At 65.7% G+C, this 16,219-nt stretch carries 16 protein-coding genes; 11 read left to right on the top strand and 5 right to left on the bottom strand.

Features of this window, described 5'->3' with window-relative positions:
• Positions 1-56: 56 nt before the first annotated feature.
• Positions 57-782: a phosphonate metabolism transcriptional regulator PhnF gene (gene phnF, locus E2I15_RS15135; RefSeq protein WP_016846420.1), complete on the bottom strand. Its 726-nt coding sequence runs from the start codon at positions 780-782 to the stop codon at positions 57-59.
• Positions 783-897: 115 nt separating this feature from the next.
• Here phnF and phnG point away from each other — a divergent pair, with 115 nt between their 5' ends.
• Genes phnG through E2I15_RS15090 form a run of 9 tightly spaced genes read left to right on the top strand, consistent with a single transcriptional unit; the run spans position 898 to position 7,865 of the window.
• Positions 898-1,359, top strand: a complete 462-nt coding sequence (gene phnG / locus E2I15_RS15130) for a phosphonate C-P lyase system protein PhnG (RefSeq protein WP_137477268.1) — start codon at positions 898-900, stop codon at positions 1,357-1,359.
• Between the two features lie 4 nt (positions 1,360-1,363).
• Entirely contained in the window at positions 1,364-1,972 is a 609-nt protein-coding gene (gene phnH / locus E2I15_RS15125) for a phosphonate C-P lyase system protein PhnH (protein WP_155262403.1), read from the top strand.
• Between the two features lie 3 nt (positions 1,973-1,975).
• Positions 1,976-3,079, top strand: a complete 1,104-nt coding sequence (locus tag E2I15_RS15120; protein ID WP_137477266.1) for a carbon-phosphorus lyase complex subunit — start codon at positions 1,976-1,978, stop codon at positions 3,077-3,079.
• Positions 3,076-3,960: an alpha-D-ribose 1-methylphosphonate 5-phosphate C-P-lyase PhnJ gene (locus tag E2I15_RS15115; RefSeq protein ID WP_137477265.1), complete on the top strand. Its 885-nt coding sequence runs from the start codon at positions 3,076-3,078 to the stop codon at positions 3,958-3,960. The genes E2I15_RS15120 and E2I15_RS15115 overlap by 4 nt, the downstream gene beginning before the upstream one ends.
• Positions 3,953-4,750: a phosphonate C-P lyase system protein PhnK gene (gene phnK / locus E2I15_RS15110; protein WP_137477264.1), complete on the top strand. Its 798-nt coding sequence runs from the start codon at positions 3,953-3,955 to the stop codon at positions 4,748-4,750. The genes E2I15_RS15115 and phnK overlap by 8 nt, the downstream gene beginning before the upstream one ends.
• Positions 4,751-4,758: 8 nt before the next feature.
• On the top strand, positions 4,759-5,457 hold the full coding sequence (gene phnL, locus E2I15_RS15105) for a phosphonate C-P lyase system protein PhnL (protein WP_170991421.1): 699 nt from the start codon (positions 4,759-4,761) through the stop codon (positions 5,455-5,457).
• A 13-nt stretch (positions 5,458-5,470) separates the two neighbouring features.
• Entirely contained in the window at positions 5,471-6,625 is a 1,155-nt protein-coding gene (locus tag E2I15_RS15100; protein ID WP_137477262.1) for an alpha-D-ribose 1-methylphosphonate 5-triphosphate diphosphatase, read from the top strand.
• On the top strand, positions 6,622-7,215 hold the full coding sequence (gene phnN / locus E2I15_RS15095; RefSeq protein ID WP_137477261.1) for a phosphonate metabolism protein/1,5-bisphosphokinase (PRPP-forming) PhnN: 594 nt from the start codon (positions 6,622-6,624) through the stop codon (positions 7,213-7,215). The genes E2I15_RS15100 and phnN overlap by 4 nt, the downstream gene beginning before the upstream one ends.
• 38 nt (positions 7,216-7,253) lie before the next feature.
• Entirely contained in the window at positions 7,254-7,865 is a 612-nt protein-coding gene (locus E2I15_RS15090) for a pyridoxamine 5'-phosphate oxidase family protein (protein WP_137477260.1), read from the top strand.
• 24 nt (positions 7,866-7,889) lie between these two features.
• Here E2I15_RS15090 and E2I15_RS15085 read toward each other — a convergent pair whose 3' ends face one another.
• A complete protein-coding gene (locus E2I15_RS15085) occupies positions 7,890-9,614 on the bottom strand; it encodes a SulP family inorganic anion transporter (protein WP_137477259.1) in 1,725 nt (574 codons plus the stop codon).
• Positions 9,615-9,667: 53 nt separating this feature from the next.
• Positions 9,668-10,267, bottom strand: coding sequence for a TetR/AcrR family transcriptional regulator (locus E2I15_RS15080; protein ID WP_028339538.1), 600 nt, complete (start codon positions 10,265-10,267; stop codon positions 9,668-9,670).
• A gap of 204 nt (positions 10,268-10,471) precedes the next feature.
• Between E2I15_RS15080 and E2I15_RS15075 the strand changes: the two genes are divergently transcribed.
• The gene (locus tag E2I15_RS15075; RefSeq protein WP_137477258.1) at positions 10,472-11,716 is read left to right on the top strand and encodes an efflux RND transporter periplasmic adaptor subunit; all 1,245 of its coding nucleotides are present in this window, start codon (positions 10,472-10,474) and stop codon (positions 11,714-11,716) included.
• Positions 11,717-11,739: 23 nt separating this feature from the next.
• A complete protein-coding gene (locus E2I15_RS15070) occupies positions 11,740-14,922 on the top strand; it encodes an efflux RND transporter permease subunit (protein ID WP_137477257.1) in 3,183 nt (1,060 codons plus the stop codon).
• Positions 14,923-14,961: 39 nt separating this feature from the next.
• Here E2I15_RS15070 and E2I15_RS15065 read toward each other — a convergent pair whose 3' ends face one another.
• Together E2I15_RS15065 and E2I15_RS15060 are read right to left on the bottom strand one after the other, a co-directional pair.
• Entirely contained in the window at positions 14,962-15,180 is a 219-nt protein-coding gene (locus E2I15_RS15065; RefSeq protein ID WP_016845043.1) for a hypothetical protein, read from the bottom strand.
• Between the two features lie 238 nt (positions 15,181-15,418).
• Positions 15,419-16,219, bottom strand: coding sequence for an SDR family NAD(P)-dependent oxidoreductase (locus E2I15_RS15060; protein ID WP_137477256.1), 801 nt, complete (start codon positions 16,217-16,219; stop codon positions 15,419-15,421).

The following is a 16,219-nucleotide window of genomic DNA, read 5'->3' as shown; positions in this document are numbered from 1 at the left end:
ATAGCCCCTGACCCCAACCCTCTCCCCCGTAAGAACGGGGAGAGGGGGAGGAACCGTCAACCGTTCTCGACCAGAAACTCGACGCGCTCGGCGGCGAAGCGCGAGCGCTTGGTCACCAGCGGCTGGTCCAGCATGTCGACGTCAGTGGCGTCGACCACCAGCACCGGCCGTCCCAGCGGCAGGTCGAGCCGCGCGGCGTCGGTCGCATCGACGATCGCCGCGGTGATCCGGGTCGAGGCGCGGTGGTAGTCCTTGACGCCGTAATGTCCGAGCAGCTTGGTCATCGAGCGAACGTTGGCGAATACGCTGCCGGCATCGGGAAACCGCTCGGCCGACAGCCAGGTGGTGGAAACGCAGATCGGCGTCCGGTCGGCGAGCCGCACCGCTTCGATCCGGATCAGCGGCGCACCGATCTTCAGACCCAGTTCGCGTGCGATCTCGCGATTGGCAACGTCGTCGCCTGCCTCGATCAACTGGCCGCGCGGCTCGTGACCGCCGGCGCCGACGATCTCGGAAAATCGCGTGCGTGAGCGCAAGGGATAGGCGAGGCGCTGGGCTTCGACATAGGTGCCGCTGCCGCGCTCTGCGCGCACCAGGCCGCGCTCGGCCAATGCGGCGAGCGCCCGCCGCACGGTGTGGCGGTTGACCCGGTACGTCTCGGCGATCTCCATCTCGCCGGGCAGCTTTTCGCCGGCGGCAAAGCGGCCGTCAGCGATGCCGCGCTCGATGCCGTCGGCGACCTGCCGCCACAAGGCGACGCCGGAACTTTCCTGCATGCTCATGGCGCGGTGATACCAGAAATCTTTGGTTTGTCACGAAACAGTCATGGCGCTCCGCTATCAAGTTGTCTAGTATCATAGACAACTTGATGCAAGCAAGGTTGCCCAAAGGTTGCTCATGAATTCGACCGGACCAAACAGCAAACAGGCCCAGCGCAAGGCCGCGATGACGGTGCTGGCGCATGCCGCCGCTGCCGACATCGCAGGCAGGCTGGCGGCGATCGCGGTGCCCGCGCATGAGAACCTGCGCGAGCCGGAAAACGGCCTTGTGATGCTGCGCGGGCGGATCGGCGGCGACGGTGCGCCGTTCAATCTCGGCGAGGCGACGGTGTCGCGCGCGGCGGTGCGGCTTGCGACTGGCGAGGTCGGCTTCGGCTACACGCTCGGCCGCGACGCACGGAAGGCGCAGATGATCGCGCTGTGCGACGCCATGGTGCAGTCGGCGGAGCTGTCCGGCGAGGTGGAGGCCAAGGTGATCGCGCCGCTGCGCGTCGCCATGGACGCCGAACGCGGCCGCAAGGCAGCGGAAACCGCGGCGACGCGGGTTGATTTCTACACGATGGTGCGCGGTGAGGGATGATGCAATGACGACGATTGCCGAAATGCCCGCGGGCTTTGCCGACAAGGTGCTGTCGGCGCAGTCGACCTTCCGTTCCGTGATGGATGCGATGGCGCGCCCGGGCAGCGTGCAGCGGGTTGCCGCGAGCGTGGGAACACCGGCCGGCATGATGCGCGGCGCGGCCGCGATCGCGCTGACGCTGTTCGATCACGACACGCCAATCTGGCTCGATGCTGCGATGTCGGCGACACCGGACGTCGCCCGCTGGCTGAAGTTTCACGCCAGCGCGCCGGTGGTCACCGATTCCTCGATCGCGAGCTTCGCTTTGATCGGCGATGCCGCGAGCCTGCCGGCGCTGGAGCATTTTGCGTTCGGCAGCAGCGAATATCCTGACCGGTCGACCACGCTGATCCTGCAGGTCGACAGCCTGTCGCAGGGCCCGGCTTTCGAGCTGAAAGGGCCCGGCATCGACGGCAGCGCCGTGCTGCAGGCGATGCTCAAGCCGCGCGACCTGTTCCAGCGGCTTGCGATCAACGAAGCTCTGTTCCCGCGCGGCATCGATGTCGTGCTGGTCCATGACGATGCCATTGTCGCGATCCCGCGCACCACGCGGCTGATCGCAAGCGGAGTGTGAGCGATGTATGTAGCCGTCAAGGGAGGCGAACGCGCCATCGAGAACGCTCATCGGCTGCTCGCGCATGAGCGGCGCGGCGACCGCGACGTGCCCGAGGTGACGCTGGCACAGATCTCCGAGCAGCTCGCGCTGGGCGTCGATCGCGTGATGACCGAAGGTTCGCTCTACGACCGCGAGCTCGCGGCACTCGCGATCAAGCAGGCGCGCGGCGACATGATCGAAGCGATTTTCCTGGTCCGCGCCTTCCGCGCCACGCTGCCGCGCTTTGGCGCCACCGAGCCGGTCAACACCGGCGAGATGCAGGTGCGGCGGCGGATCTCCTCTACCTTCAAGGACGTTCCGGGCGGCCAGATCCTGGGGCCGACCTTCGACTACACCCATCGCCTGCTCGATCCGCAGCTCGCGGAAGGCTTTGTGCCGGAGCAGCCGATGGTCGCCGAAGCCTCGCAGGCGGCGACGCCGCGGGTGACTGACATTCTCGGCCGCGACGGCCTGATCGAGTCCTCGCCGCAGGCAGATAGCGACACGCCGGTCGGCGACCTCACGCGCGAGCCGCTGAGCTTTCCGGCCGACCGCGATTTGCGGCTGCAGAATCTGGCGCGCGGCGACGAGGGCTTCCTGCTCGCGCTCGGCTACTCGACGCAGCGCGGCTACGGCCGCAATCACCCGTTCGCCGGCGAGATCCGCTTCGGCGAGGTCGAGGTCGAGTTCTTCGCCGAGGACGCCGGCTTTGCCGTGCCGCTCGGCTCGATCGAATTGACCGAGTGCCAGATGGTCAACCAGTTCAAGGGCTCGACGACCGAGGCGCCGTGCTTTACCCGCGGCTATGGCCTCGCCTTCGGACAGAGCGAACGCAAGGCCATGTCGATGGCGCTGGTCGATCGCTCGCTGCGTGCGCGCGAGCTCGGCGAGGAGGCGGCGGCGCCGGCGCAGGACGAGGAGTTCGTGATGTCGCACTCCGACAATGTCCAGTCGACCGGCTTCGTCGAGCATCTCAAGCTGCCGCATTATGTCGACTTCCAGTCCGAGCTCGGTCTCTTGCGCAAGCTGCGGCAGGAGTTTGCGGAAGCCAACGAGGCGGTGGAAATGCAGGAGGCTGCGGAATGAACGCGCCGACGTACAACTTCGCCTATCTCGACGAGCAGACCAAGCGGATGATCCGCCGCGCGATCCTCAAGGCGATCGCGATCCCCGGTTATCAGGTGCCGTTTGCGAGCCGCGAGATGCCGATGCCGTATGGCTGGGGCACCGGCGGCGTGCAGGTGACGGCGGCGATCCTCGGTCCCGACGACGTGCTGAAGGTGATCGACCAGGGCTCGGACGACACCACCAACGCGATCTCGGTCCGCAAATTCTTCGGCAAGACCGCTGGTGTCGCGACCACGACCTCGACCACGGACGCGACCGTGATCCAGACCCGGCATCGCATTCCCGAGGCGTCGCTGCATGCCGGACAGGTGCTGGTCTATCAGGTGCCGATCCCCGAGCCGTTGCGCTTCCTCGAGCCGCGCGAGACCGAGACGCGGCGCATGCACGCGCTCGCCGAATACGGGCTGATGCACGTCAAGCTCTACGAGGACATCGCGCGCTTCGGCCATATCGCCACCGCCTATGCCTATCCGGTGAAGGTGAACGCACGCTACGTGATGGACCCGTCGCCGACGCCGAAATTCGACAATCCGAAGATGGACAATTGCGCGGCGCTGCAGCTGTTCGGCGCCGGCCGCGAGAAGCGCATCTACGCGATCCCGCCCTACACCACCGTCGTCTCGCTGGACTTCGAGGATCACCCGTTCACGCGCTACCGCTTCAACGCGCCCTGCGCACTGTGCGGCGCCGACAATTCCTATCTCGACGAGATCGTCACCGACGACAAGGGCGGGCGGATGTTCGTCTGCTCCGACACGGACTTCTGCGAGCAGCGCCAGGCCGCCGGCCATCATGGCACCGAGAGCGCGGCGCCGCACAAGGAGAAGGCGCATGTCTGAGCTCTCGAGCCTCGACAACGATGAGCCGTTGCTGGTGGCCGAGGGGCTTGCCAAGAATTACGGCCGGCTGGCCGCCTGCCGCGACGTCTCGTTCGCGCTCTATCCCGGCGAGGTGCTGGCGATTGTCGGCGAATCCGGCTCCGGCAAGTCGACGCTGCTGCAGCTGCTCTCGGCGCAGCTCGCGCCGAGCGCGGGCCGGGTGTCCTACCGGATGCGCGACGGCGTGCTGCGCGATCTCGCTGAACTCAGCGAGGCCGAGCGGCGCTTCCTGTTTCGCACCGATTGGGGCTTCGTGCACCAGGACCCGGCGCAGGGCCTGCGCATGGGCGTGTCGGCCGGCGCCAATGTCGGCGAGCGGCTGATGGCGGTCGGCTGGAATCATTACGGCCGCATCCGCGACACCGCGTCGACCTGGCTGGAGCGGGTCGAGATCGATGCCGGCCGCATCGACGACGCGCCGAAGACCTATTCCGGCGGCATGCGGCAGCGGCTGCAGATCGCCCGCAACCTCGTCACCGAGCCGCGACTGGTGTTCATGGACGAGCCGACCGGCGGCCTCGATGTCTCGGTGCAGGCGCGTTTGCTCGACCTGATGCGCAACCTCGTCAGCGAGCTCGGGCTTGCCGCGATCGTAGTGACCCACGATCTCGCCGTGGCGCGGTTACTCTCGCATCGCGTGATGGTGATGAAGGGTGGCCGCGTCATCGAGACCGGCCTCACCGACCAGGTGCTCGACGATCCGCGCGAGCCCTACACGCAGCTGCTCGTTTCCTCGATTCTTCCGCCATGAGCGTGCCAATGACCGCGATGATCGAACTTGCCAACGCCGAGAAGACCTTCACCATGCACCTGCAGGGCGGCGTCGAGCTGCCCGTGGTGCGCGGCGTCTCGTTCCACGCCGATCCGGGTGAGTGCGTGGTGCTGTCGGGCCCGTCGGGCGCCGGCAAATCCTCGATCCTGAAAATGATCTTCGGCAACTACCGCTGCGACAGCGGCCGGATCGGCATCCGCCATCACGGCAAGGTTGTCGACCTTGCCACCGCCGAGCCGCGCCAGGTGCTGAGCATCCGCCGCTCGACCATCGGCTATGTCAGCCAGTTCCTGCGCGCCGTGCCGCGGGTGGCGACGATCGACGTCGTTGCCGAGCCCTTGATCGCCAACGGCGTGGCGCGCGAGGAGGCCCGCGCGCGCGCTGGCCAGTTGCTGCGCCGGCTGAACATTCCGGAGCGGCTGTGGACCTTGCCGCCCTCGACCTTCTCCGGCGGCGAGCAGCAGCGCGTCAACATCGCGCGCGGCTTCATCTCGGACCTTCCGATCCTGCTGCTGGACGAGCCGACCGCTTCGCTCGATGCGGCGAATCGCGCCGTGGTGGTCGAGCTGATCGCCGAGAAGAAAACCAAGGGCGTCGCGATGGTCGCGATTGTCCATGACGACGAAATCCGTCATCTGATTGCCGACCGCATCGTCGATGTGACCTCGTTCGCGGCTGCTGCCTGAAGGACCGTTTGAAATGACCGCCAAGCAAGACATCATCATCGGCAACGCCCGGCTGGTCCTCGCCGATCGCGTGATCAAGCAGGGCTGGGTCGCGATATCAGGCGGCAAGATCGTCGAGTTCGGCGAGGGCAGGGCGCCCGAGGCCGCCGAGGATGCCGGCGGCGACCTCCTGATGCCCGGGCTGATCGAGCTGCACACCGACCATCTCGAGATGCACTATGTGCCACGGCCGAAGGTGTTCTGGAATCCAGTCGCGGCCGTGATCTCCTATGACGGGCAGCTCGCGACCTCAGGCATCACCACGGTGCTGGATTCGCTGCGGGTCTGGCGCGAGGACGGCGCCGAGGATGTCGACGGCCGCGCCGGCGTGCTGGCGGCGGCGATCTCGGCGGCGCGCGAGGAGAATCTGCTGCGCGCCGATCACTTCCTGCATCTGCGCTGCGAGGTCCCCATGCCGGACGTGGTTGCCGAGGCCAAGGAACTGATCGACCGGCCGGACGTGCGGCTGATGTCGCTGATGGACCACACGCCGGGCCAGCGCCAGTTCCGCGACGAGGTCAAGCTGCGCGACTACTATCGCGGCAAGGGCGGCGGTATGACCGACGCCCAGCTCGACGTGCTGTTCGCGCGCCGCTTCGCCTATCAGAAGGAATACGCCGTTGCGAACACCCGCGCCATCGTCGCGCTGGCGCATGAGTACAGGATCCCGCTGGCGAGCCATGACGACACCACGGATGAGAACGTGGTCGACGCCGTCAACGACAGGGTCGCGGTGGCGGAGTTCCCGACCACGATGGAAGCTGCGCGGGGCTTGCACGCCGCCGGCATCGACATCCTGATGGGCGCGCCGAATGTGGTGCGCGGCGGCTCGCACTCCGGAAATATCGCGGCGGTCGATCTCGCCAATGAGGGCATGCTCGATATCCTGTCGTCGGATTACATCCCGTCCAGCCTGCTGATGGCGGCGCTGCAACTGCCGCGGCATGTGCCGGCGATCGATCTCGCCTCCGCCGTGCGCACCGTGACCAAGACACCGGCCGAAGCGGTCGGGCTCGACGACCGCGGCGAGATCGCGGTCGGCCGGCGCGCCGACCTGATCCGCGTGCACGTCGCGCGCGATCTGCCCGTCGTGCGCAGCGTCTGGCGGGAAGGCGGGAGGGTCGCATGACCGATGCATCCGTCGTCGCCGATCGGCGCGCCGGAATCGGTCCCGGCCGGCTGATCCTGGTGGTCGGCCCGAGCGGCGCCGGCAAGGATACGCTGCTTGGGTTCGCCAAAGCGGCCTGTGGCGATGATCGCGATGTCGTGTTTCCCCGTCGGCTGATTACCCGCCGGGCCTCGGCGTCGGAGGACAATGAGGAGGTCAGCACGGAGAGCTTCCAGCGCGCGGTAGTCGCCGGTGACTACGCCATGCATTGGGAAGCGCACGGCCATCGCTACGCGCTGTCGCGGTCGATCAACGATGATATCGGTGCAGGACGCACCGTGATCGCGAACGTCTCGCGCACCGTGATCGCCGCGGCGCGCCGCAACTATGCCAATGCTGTCGTGGTGCTGGTCACGGCGCCGCCGGATGTGCTGGCCGCACGGCTCGCGATGCGGGCGCGCAGCAGCGACGGCCTTCTCGAGCAGCGGCTGGCCCGCACCGTCGACGAGAGCACGTCGACGCCCGATTTCACCATCGTCAATTCCGGCACCGCCGACTATCACGCGCGACAGCTTGTCCGCATCATCAAGGGCGAACGCTGGGACGACTAGCAACGACGGACGAGTAGCCACAGAGGAGAACAGCACGAATGTCGGTGATCGAAACGGTCGAGCAGCTTGAGGCGATCTACGGCTTCCCGAACGACGCGTCGACCGTGAAGGTCGCCGATCACGTGACGCCGCTCTATCGTGTGCTCATCGAGAAGTCGCCGTTCGTGTCGCTTGCGACCGCGGGCCCCGAAGGGCTCGATTGCTCGCCGCGCGGCGACCTGCCGGGCTTCGTGCGCATCCATGATGCGAAGACGCTGATGATGCCGGATCGCCGCGGCAACAATCGCTGCGATTCGCTGCGCAACATCGTTCGCGATCCCCGCGTCGGCTTGCTGTTCCTGATTCCGGGCTCGGGCAGCACGCTGCGCGTCAACGGCCGCGCCTATGTCACGGCCGAGCCGGAGCTGCTCGCCTCCTTCACGATGGAAGGCAAGGCGCCGCGCACGGTGATCGTGATGAATGTGGAGGAGATCTATTTCCAGTGTGCGCGTGCGATCGTGCGCTCCGATCTCTGGAATTCGGACAAGCGGGTCGATCCGAAGGTGTTGCCAACGCCGGGCCAGATCCTCGCCGAGATGAGCGAGCACACGGTCGGCGGCGAAAAATACGATCGCGAATGGCCGGAGCGCGCGCGGCAGACGATGTGGTGATCCGCGCAGATGGCTGGGAACGAACTAGGCGCCAGCCCGGTCTTCCCAGTCCTCCCAGGTCACGTCGTCATTGATCTCGAGGTAGCGCGCAACGGCGACGCCGATGGTCGGGAAGAAGTTGTTCTCGCCGAGCTGCGCCAGCAGGCCGAATTTCTTCAGCTTGTCCTTGACGGGGTCCTTGAGTTCGGCGAAGCACAGCTCGATCTTCTGTGCGTGCAACGCCTCGTCGAGCTCGGCGAGAATGTCGCCGGCGGTCACGTCGACGCTGGTGACCGGCTCGGCCGCGACCACCAGCCAGCGCACCGGGGTCGGGGATTTCGCCACCGCATCCAGCGCGCGTTCCTTGAAGAACTCGGCATTGGCGAAGAACAGCGGCGCATCCCACCGGAACAGCACCAGCCCGGGGATCTGGCGTGCGTCCGGATATCGCGTGATGTCGTGATAGCCCTTCACGCCGGAGGCGCGGCCCAGCACGGCGGAATGCGGCCGCCAGCCGTCCCACAAGAACTCGACGATGGCGAGCACGATGGCGAGGCCTATTCCCGGAATCACTCCCAGCACGGCCACGCCGACAAAGCAGACCATCGATAGCCAGAACTCCCACTGCTGAATGCGGTAGATTCGCCTGAGGTCGCCGACCTCGAACAGGCCGAGCGCGGCGGCGATGACGACCGCGGCCAACGCGGCGTTGGGCAAGTGCTGGAGCAGGTTCGGCGCCATCAGCAGCAGGAATGCGATGGCAAGCGCGCCGATGACGCTGGTCAATTGAGTGCGCGCTCCGGCAGCTTCCGCAACGGGCGTGCGCGATCCGCTGCTGCTGATCGGAAAACCCTGAAAGAAGCCGGCCGCCAGATTGGCCGTGCCGAGCCCCACCATCTCCTGGTTGGGATCAACGCGATCGCCCAATCGTCCCGCATAGGCGCGCGACAGCACGCTGGTGTCGGCGAACGACACCAGCGCGACGGCGCAGCCGCCGATCAGCACCTGCACGATGTCGCCATAGCCGATCCGGGGAATGGCAAGTCCCGGCAGGCCCTGCGGAAGCGAACCCAGGACCGTCACGCCGAAGCGCGCCCCGAGATCGAGAACCCCGGTGATGGCTGTCGCCGCGACGACGGCGATCAGAATGCCCGGCACCCTCTTGTTCCGGGCGAGCAGCAGGATCACCGCCAGCGCCGCCAGGCCGATCCCGAAAGTCGCCCAATTCGTCTTTCCGTCGACAATTGCTCCGACGATCGCCCAGAGGCTGCGCAGAGGTCCATCGCCTTCAATGGAAAAGCCGAACAGCTTTGGCAGCTGGCTGATCAACACGGTCAGGGCTATTCCGTTCATGTAGCCGTAGCGGATCGGCTTGGAGAGAAGCTCGGTCAAAAATCCCAACCGCGCGATGCCCGCCACGATGCATATCGTTCCGGAGACGACGGCCATCATGGCGGCCAAGGTTGCCGCGCGCATCGGATCGCCGCCCGACAGCGGAACGACGACGCCGAGGATGATGGCCGCAAGCGCCGAGTCCGGCCCAAGGACAAGGATGCGGCTCGGCCCGAACAGCGCGTAGACGAGCAGCGGGACGATCGTCGCATAGAGCCCGTAGATGCCGGGCAGGCCGGATGCTTCCGCATAAGCGATGCCGACCGGGACCAGCATGGTCGCGAGCACCAGCCCGGCGACAATGTCGTGTGGAAGCCACGCCGCTTGATATCGACGCAGCGTGTCGAGACCCGGCAGCCAGCCGGACCAATGCTTCATCGCCGGTCACTCCCAACTTCGTTGGGGCTCGCAGGCGCTTGACCTGGAACGCTCTACCCCTTCGCCTGCTCATCAAACGCCTTCAGCGACACCGCTGCAATCTCGCGCAGCGCGTTGCGGTCGGCGCCCGAGGAGGCCATCACGCACATGCCTGATGTCACCGCGGAGAGATAGCGGGCAAGCGTGGCCGGATCGGCGCTTTCGCCCAGGTCGCGTTCGGCCTTCGCGCGGACAAAACGTTCGTGCAACTGGTCCTCGGTCCGGGTGCGCCGCGCTGCCAGTTCAAATGGAACATTCTCCGAGCCGGTGCCGCAGGCAAGGCCGCCCTGGACCAGCAAGCAGCCGGGCGGGTTGGCGGGATCGGTCTGGGCGTCCGCGTGCTCCATCAGAAATCGTTCGGCCACCTCTCGGGCGGTGGCGGCGCCCAAGACCTTTTCCATCCAGGCGTCGCGCTTCTCGGTGTAGCGGTCGAGCGCGGCCTTCAGCAGACCCTCCTTGCTGCCGAAGGCGGCGTAGAGACTCGGGGGATTGATGTTCATCGCCTCGGTGAGCTGGGCGATCGTCGCGCCCTCGTAACCGTGGCGCCAGAACACATCCATGGCCTGGTCCAAAGCGGCGTCCGCGTCGAAAGCGCGGGGGCGTCCCATTCCCATTTTTCGTTGCTCCGTAAGCCGGGTGCCGTTTCTATGACGGATTGTCCCTGGCTTATCCTCTTGTTGCACGTGATGTTTTTCCGCGACTTCCCATTTCCCCATGAATGAGATAAGAAATTCGTAGTGCTCGATACATAAGTATCTTGCGAACCGGCGTCCAGCTCCACATCTGTAGCGAACACTACAGATATCTGGAGCGCGTGAATGCCTTCGTCAACCCAAAATCCCCGTTCCGGCCGCCTTCGACGTGTCGTCGGCGGTATCGTAATTCTTGGCGCCCTCGCGGTGGCTGGTTCGATCGCGACCGGCCACTATTTTCATGCCGCACAGGCGACCGCGACTGCCGCGGCTCCCGAGCCGGCGGTCCCGGTCACCGTTGCCGTGATCCAGCCGCGGCCGACCACGCTGTTCGATGACTTCTCGGGCCGGCTCGAAGCCGTCGACCGCGTCCAGCTCCGGCCGCGGGTGGCGGGCGCGATCCTTTCGACCAACTTCACCGAGGGCGCGCTGGTGAAGTCCGGCGATATCCTGTTCAAGATCGACCCCGCGCCCTACGCCGCCGAGGTCGATCGCGCCCAGGCGCAACTCGAGGCCGCCAAGGCCCGCGTCGTGTTCACCACGAGCGAGGTCGAGCGTGGTGCACAGCTGGTCGGCAACAACATCGTGACCAAGCGCGATTTCGACCAGCGCGACAACGCCAACCGCGAGGCAGTCGCCAACGTCAAGGCCGCCGAGGCCGCGCTGCAGACGGCCAAACTCAATCTCGACTACACCGAGGTCCGCGCGCCGGTCGACGGCCGGGTCGGCAGGATCGAGGTCACCGTCGGCAATCTGGTCGCGGCAGGGACGTCTTCGCCGGTCCTGACCTCGCTGGTCTCGGTCAATCCGATTTATGCGAGCTTCGATGCCGACGAGGAAGTCGTGCTGCGCGCGCTGAACTCGATCGCGGACGCCTCCGGCAAGCGAGGCAATCTCGACCAGATCCCGGTCGACATGGTGACGTCGGGCGGCCTCAGCGCCAAGGGGCACATCCAGCTGATCGACAACCAGGTCAACGGGCAGAGCGGTACCATCCGCGTCCGCGCCGTGTTCAAGAACGATGACGGCCGATTGATACCCGGGCAGTTCGCCCGTGTGCGCATGGGCCAGCCGAAGCAGCAGACGCTGGTGCTGATCGACGAGCGCGCCGTCGGCACCGACCAGGACAAGAAGTTCGTGATGCTGGTCGGCGACGACAGCCGCGCGGTCTATCGCTCCGTCACGCTCGGCGGCGCGGTCGATGGCCTGCGGATCGTCACCGCCGGCCTGAAATCCGGCGACCGCATCGTCGTCAACGGCCTGCAGCGCGTGCGGCCCGGTGCGCTTCTGAAGATGGAAGTCGCCGAGATGGGCGCGCGCGGCATGCAGCAGGCATCCACTGAAACCAACCAGCACGTCGTGCAGCGCTAGGCGCTGCACGCGGGGGCGGAGTCATGAATCTCTCAAAATTCTTCATCGACCGGCCGATCTTCGCCGGCGTGCTTTCGATCCTGATCTTCCTGGCCGGCCTGATCTCGCTGGTGGCGATGCCGATCTCGGAATATCCCGACGTGGTGCCGCCGTCGGTCGTGGTGCGCGCGACCTATCCCGGCGCCAATCCGAAGGTGATCGCCGAGACCGTCGCGACCCCGATCGAGGAGCAGATCAACGGCGTCGAAGGCATGCTTTACATGTCGAGCCAGGCGACCACCGACGGCGCGATGACGCTGACGGTGACGTTCCGGCTCGGCACCGACCCCGACAAGGCGACCCAGCTGGTGCAGAACCGCGTGCAGCAGGCCGAGCCGCGCCTGCCGGCCGTGGTGCGCCAGCTCGGCATCATCACCAAGAAGAGCTCGCCCGACCTCACCATGGTCGTGCATCTGCTGTCGCCGAACAACCGTTATGATATGACGTATCTGCGCAACTACGCGGTACTCAACGTCAAGGACCGGCTGGCGCGGATCGACGGCGTCGGCGACGTCCAGCTCTATGGTGCCGGCGACTATTCGATGCGGGTCTGGGTCGATCCGCAGAAGGCCGCCGAGCATTCGCTGACCGCGAGCGACGTGGTGCGCGCGATCCAGGCGCAGAACGTCGAGGCCGCCGCCGGCGTGGTCGGCTCCTCGCCCAGCGTCAAGGGCATCGACCTCCAGCTTTCCGTTAACGCCGAGGGGCGGCTGTCGACCGAGGAGCAGTTCGGCGACATCGTGGTGAAGACCGGTTCGGCCGGCGAAGTGGTGCGGCTGCGCGACGTCGCCCGGATCGAGCTCGGCGCCTCCGAATACGGCCTGCGCTCGCTGCTCGACAACAAGCAGGCGGTCGCGATCCCGATCTTCCAGGCGCCCGGTTCGAACGCGCTGGAGATCTCCGACCATGTTCGCGCCACGATGGCCGAGATCAAGAAGAACATGCCGGAAGGCGTGTCCTACCAGATCGTCTACGATCCGACGCAGTTCGTGCGCTCGTCGATCGAGGCTGTCATCCACACGCTGCTCGAGGCGGTCGCGCTGGTCGTGCTGGTCGTGATCCTGTTCCTGCAGACCTGGCGCGCCTCGATCATTCCACTGATCGCGGTCCCGGTGTCGATCGTCGGCACCTTCGCGGTGATGCATGTGTTCGGCTTCTCGATCAACGCGCTCAGCCTGTTCGGCCTGGTGCTCGCGATCGGCATCGTGGTCGACGACGCCATCGTCGTGGTCGAGAACGTCGAGCGTAACATCGAGTCCGGCCTGTCCCCGCGCGATGCCACCAACCAGGCGATGCGCGAAGTGTCCGGCCCGATCATCGCGATCGCGCTGGTCTTGATCGCGGTGTTCGTGCCGCTCGCCTTCATCTCCGGCCTCACCGGACAGTTCTACAAGCAGTTCGCGCTGACCATCGCGATCTCGACCGTGATATCAGCGATCAATTCGCTGACGCTGTCGCCGGCGCTGTCGGCGCTGCTGCTGAAGGGGCATCATGAGCCGAAGGACTGGCTGACCCGGATCATGGAAAGGTCGCTCGGCTGGTTCTTCCGCGGCTTCAACAAGGTCTTTACCAAGTCCTCCGAGAACTACGGCCGCACCGTCACCAAGGTGATCTACGGCAAGGCCGTGGTGATCGGCCTCTACGTGCTGCTGATCGGCCTGACGGGCGTGCTGTTCAAGCAGGTGCCGAGCGGCTTCGTGCCGGGCCAGGACAAGCAGTATCTGGTCGGCTTTGCCCGGCTGCCCGATGGCGCGACGCTCGACCGCACCGAGGAAGTGATCCGCAAGATGAGCGACATCGCGCTGACCCAGCCCGGCGTCGAAAGCTCGGTGGCGTTCCCCGGCCTGTCGATCTCCGGCTTCACCAACTCCTCCAACGCCGGCATCGTGTTCTCGACCTTGAAGCCGTTCGACGAGCGCAAGGATCCCTCGCTCAGCGGTCCGGCGATCGCGGCGGCCCTGAACAAGAAATATGCCGGCATCCAGGACGCCTTCATCGCCATGTTCCCGCCGCCGCCGGTCAACGGCCTCGGCACCATCGGCGGCTTCAAGCTGCAGATCGAGGACCGCGCCGGCCTCGGCTATGAGGCGCTGAACGCCGCGACCAAGGCGTTCATGGCGGCGATGCAGAAGGCGCCGGAGATCGCCGGCGTGTTCTCGAGCTTCCAGGTCAACGTGCCGCAGCTGTTCGCCGACATCGACCGCACCAAGGCGTTGCAGCTCGGCGTGCCGGTCACCGAGGTGTTCAACACGCTGCAGATCTATCTCGGCTCCTACTATGTCAACGACTTCAACAAATTCGGCCGCACCTATTCGGTCTATGTGCAGGCCGACGCGCCGTTCCGCGCGCGTGCCGACGACATCAGGCAGTTGAAGGTGCGCTCGTCGTCCGGTGACATGGTGCCGCTGTCGGCGCTGCTGAAGGTCCGCCAGAGCGCAGGTCCGGAGCGTGCGATCCGCTACAACGGCTTCCTGTCGTCGGACATCAACGCCGCCGCGGCGCCGGGCTATTCCTCCGGCCAGGCCCAGGAGGCGGCGACGCGGATTGCGGCCGAAACGCTGCCGCCGGGCTTTGCATTCGAATGGACCGACCTGACCTATCAGGAGTTCATCGCCGGCAATTCCGGAATCTGGGTGTTTCCGCTGGCGATCCTCTTGGTGTTCCTGGTGCTTGCCGCGCTCTATGAGAGCCTGGCGCTGCCGCTCTCGATCATCATGATCGTGCCGATGGGGCTCTTGGCGGCGATGTTCGGCGTCTGGTTGTCGAAGGGCGACAACAACGTCTTCACCCAGATCGGGCTGATCGTACTGGTCGGCTTGTCGGCCAAGAATGCCATCCTGATCGTCGAATTCGCGCGCGAGCTCGAATTCGCCGGGCGGTCACCGATCCGCGCCGCGATCGAGGCCAGCCGGCTGCGGCTGCGGCCGATCCTGATGACCTCGATGGCGTTCATCATGGGCGTGCTGCCGCTGGTGCTGTCGACCGGCGCGGGCTCGGAGATGCGGCGCGCGATGGGCGTCGCGGTGTTCTCCGGCATGATCGGCGTCACGGTGTTCGGTCTGTTCCTGACGCCGGTGTTCTATGTGCTGTTGCGCACGCTCACCGGCATGAAGCCGCTGACGCAGCACGGCGAGGCGACCATCCCCGGAAAGGCACACGCGGCATGATGCCGCGTGTGTAAGCCTCGTTTCAGTGTGTGGGGGAAATCACGCTGCGATATCGAGCAGCAGCAGTGACGAACCGCGGACCAGCACCTTGCGGCCCGCGGGCGTCAGCTCAAACGAGTCTCCCCGCACCGCAACATAGCCGAGCGTGACCAGGCTTTCGACGGCAAACCGGTTCAGCCTTGAAGGGTTTGCTGCGGGAGCCCGCAACGCTTTCAGCGCATCCCACTGATCGGGTCTGAGTTCGAATTCTTCGCTCATCGGTCCAGGCACTCCAGAAGTTCTTGGCGTGCGAGATACAGAGCGCAGATGAATTTCGTGCGACCACAACGAGTCAGGATTTCGATTTATGTGGACGCGTCGTCACATCGCCGTGTCATTGGAATACTTCAATTTTTTCGAATCATTGCGGCGCAATAACGCGTGATTTCGTCACAGTGATTAATCCCGAATTGTCACACAGGTTAATCAACTCGATTGACCGGGTTAACCGTCTCAATTAACCGCGTCGCACGCTTGCGCCGCCATCGACCGGCAACGTCACGCCTGTGATGAAATTGGCCTCATCGGAGGCGAGAAACAGCGCGGCATTGGCGACGTCCCAGCCGGTGCCCAACTTGTGACGCAGCGGCACCTTGCTGTCACGCTCAGCCTCGACCTCGGCGCGGCTCTTCTTGAATTCGCGCGCGCGCGTGTCCACCGCCATCGGCGTGTTCATCAATCCTGGCAAGATCACGTTTGCGCGAATGCCATATTGCGCATTCTGGTAGGCGAGCTGTTCGGTGAAAGCGATAATCGCCGACTTAGTCGCCTTGTAGGCGACGTAAGGATAGGTCGTGACCGCGGCCATCGACGAGATGTTGATGATCGAGCCGCGCTGCTGCGCGCGCATGATCGGGATCACATGCTTGGCGGCGAGGATGCAGCTCTTCAGATTAATCGCCACGCAGCGGTCGAACGCCTCCTCTGATATGTCGAGCAGTTCGGCATCGCCGCCGGAGAGGCTAACGCCGACATTGTTGTGCAGGATGTCGACGCTGCCCCAGCGGCCATGTGCGTCCGTCACCATCGCCTTGATGTCGGCATTTTTGGTGACGTCGGCCTTGAAGGCGACTGAAGTCCCGCCCTTGGCCGCGATCAGATCGACGGTTTCCTGCGCCGATGCCAGATTGTGATCGACGCACAGCACCCTGGCGCCTTCGCGCGCGAAGGTCAGCGCGGTGGCGCGGCCGTTGCCGATGCCCTCGCCGGGGCTCTGGCCGGCGCCGACGACGATGGCGACGCGATCCTGCAGGCGCAT

Source organism: Bradyrhizobium sp. BR2003, assembly GCF_009720285.1.
Classification (GTDB): Bacteria; Pseudomonadota; Alphaproteobacteria; order Rhizobiales; family Xanthobacteraceae; genus Bradyrhizobium; species Bradyrhizobium elkanii.
This window is presented reverse-complemented; position numbering and strand designations above follow the sequence as displayed.

Bases quoted from the DNA above. Each gene is read 5' to 3' on its own strand.
- E2I15_RS15060 (WP_137477256.1), bottom strand. From the start codon at position 16,219: ATGCGCCTGCAGGATCGCGTCGCCATCGTCGTCGGCGCCGGCCAGAGC.
- E2I15_RS15100 (WP_137477262.1), top strand. From the start codon at position 5,471: ATGACCGCCAAGCAAGACATCATCATCGGCAACGCCCGGCTGGTCCTC.
- E2I15_RS15115 (WP_137477265.1), top strand. From the start codon at position 3,076: ATGAACGCGCCGACGTACAACTTCGCCTATCTCGACGAGCAGACCAAG.
- E2I15_RS15120 (WP_137477266.1), top strand. From the start codon at position 1,976: ATGTATGTAGCCGTCAAGGGAGGCGAACGCGCCATCGAGAACGCTCAT.
- phnL (WP_170991421.1), top strand. From the start codon at position 4,759: ATGACCGCGATGATCGAACTTGCCAACGCCGAGAAGACCTTCACCATG.
- phnH (WP_155262403.1), top strand. From the start codon at position 1,364: ATGACGACGATTGCCGAAATGCCCGCGGGCTTTGCCGACAAGGTGCTG.
- E2I15_RS15075 (WP_137477258.1), top strand. From the start codon at position 10,472: ATGCCTTCGTCAACCCAAAATCCCCGTTCCGGCCGCCTTCGACGTGTC.
- phnF (WP_016846420.1), bottom strand. From the start codon at position 782: ATGAGCATGCAGGAAAGTTCCGGCGTCGCCTTGTGGCGGCAGGTCGCC.
- E2I15_RS15080 (WP_028339538.1), bottom strand. From the start codon at position 10,267: ATGGGAATGGGACGCCCCCGCGCTTTCGACGCGGACGCCGCTTTGGAC.
- E2I15_RS15065 (WP_016845043.1), bottom strand. From the start codon at position 15,180: ATGAGCGAAGAATTCGAACTCAGACCCGATCAGTGGGATGCGCTGAAA.
- phnG (WP_137477268.1), top strand. From the start codon at position 898: ATGAATTCGACCGGACCAAACAGCAAACAGGCCCAGCGCAAGGCCGCG.
- phnN (WP_137477261.1), top strand. From the start codon at position 6,622: ATGACCGATGCATCCGTCGTCGCCGATCGGCGCGCCGGAATCGGTCCC.
- E2I15_RS15090 (WP_137477260.1), top strand. From the start codon at position 7,254: ATGTCGGTGATCGAAACGGTCGAGCAGCTTGAGGCGATCTACGGCTTC.
- E2I15_RS15070 (WP_137477257.1), top strand. From the start codon at position 11,740: ATGAATCTCTCAAAATTCTTCATCGACCGGCCGATCTTCGCCGGCGTG.
- phnK (WP_137477264.1), top strand. From the start codon at position 3,953: ATGTCTGAGCTCTCGAGCCTCGACAACGATGAGCCGTTGCTGGTGGCC.
- E2I15_RS15085 (WP_137477259.1), bottom strand. From the start codon at position 9,614: ATGAAGCATTGGTCCGGCTGGCTGCCGGGTCTCGACACGCTGCGTCGA.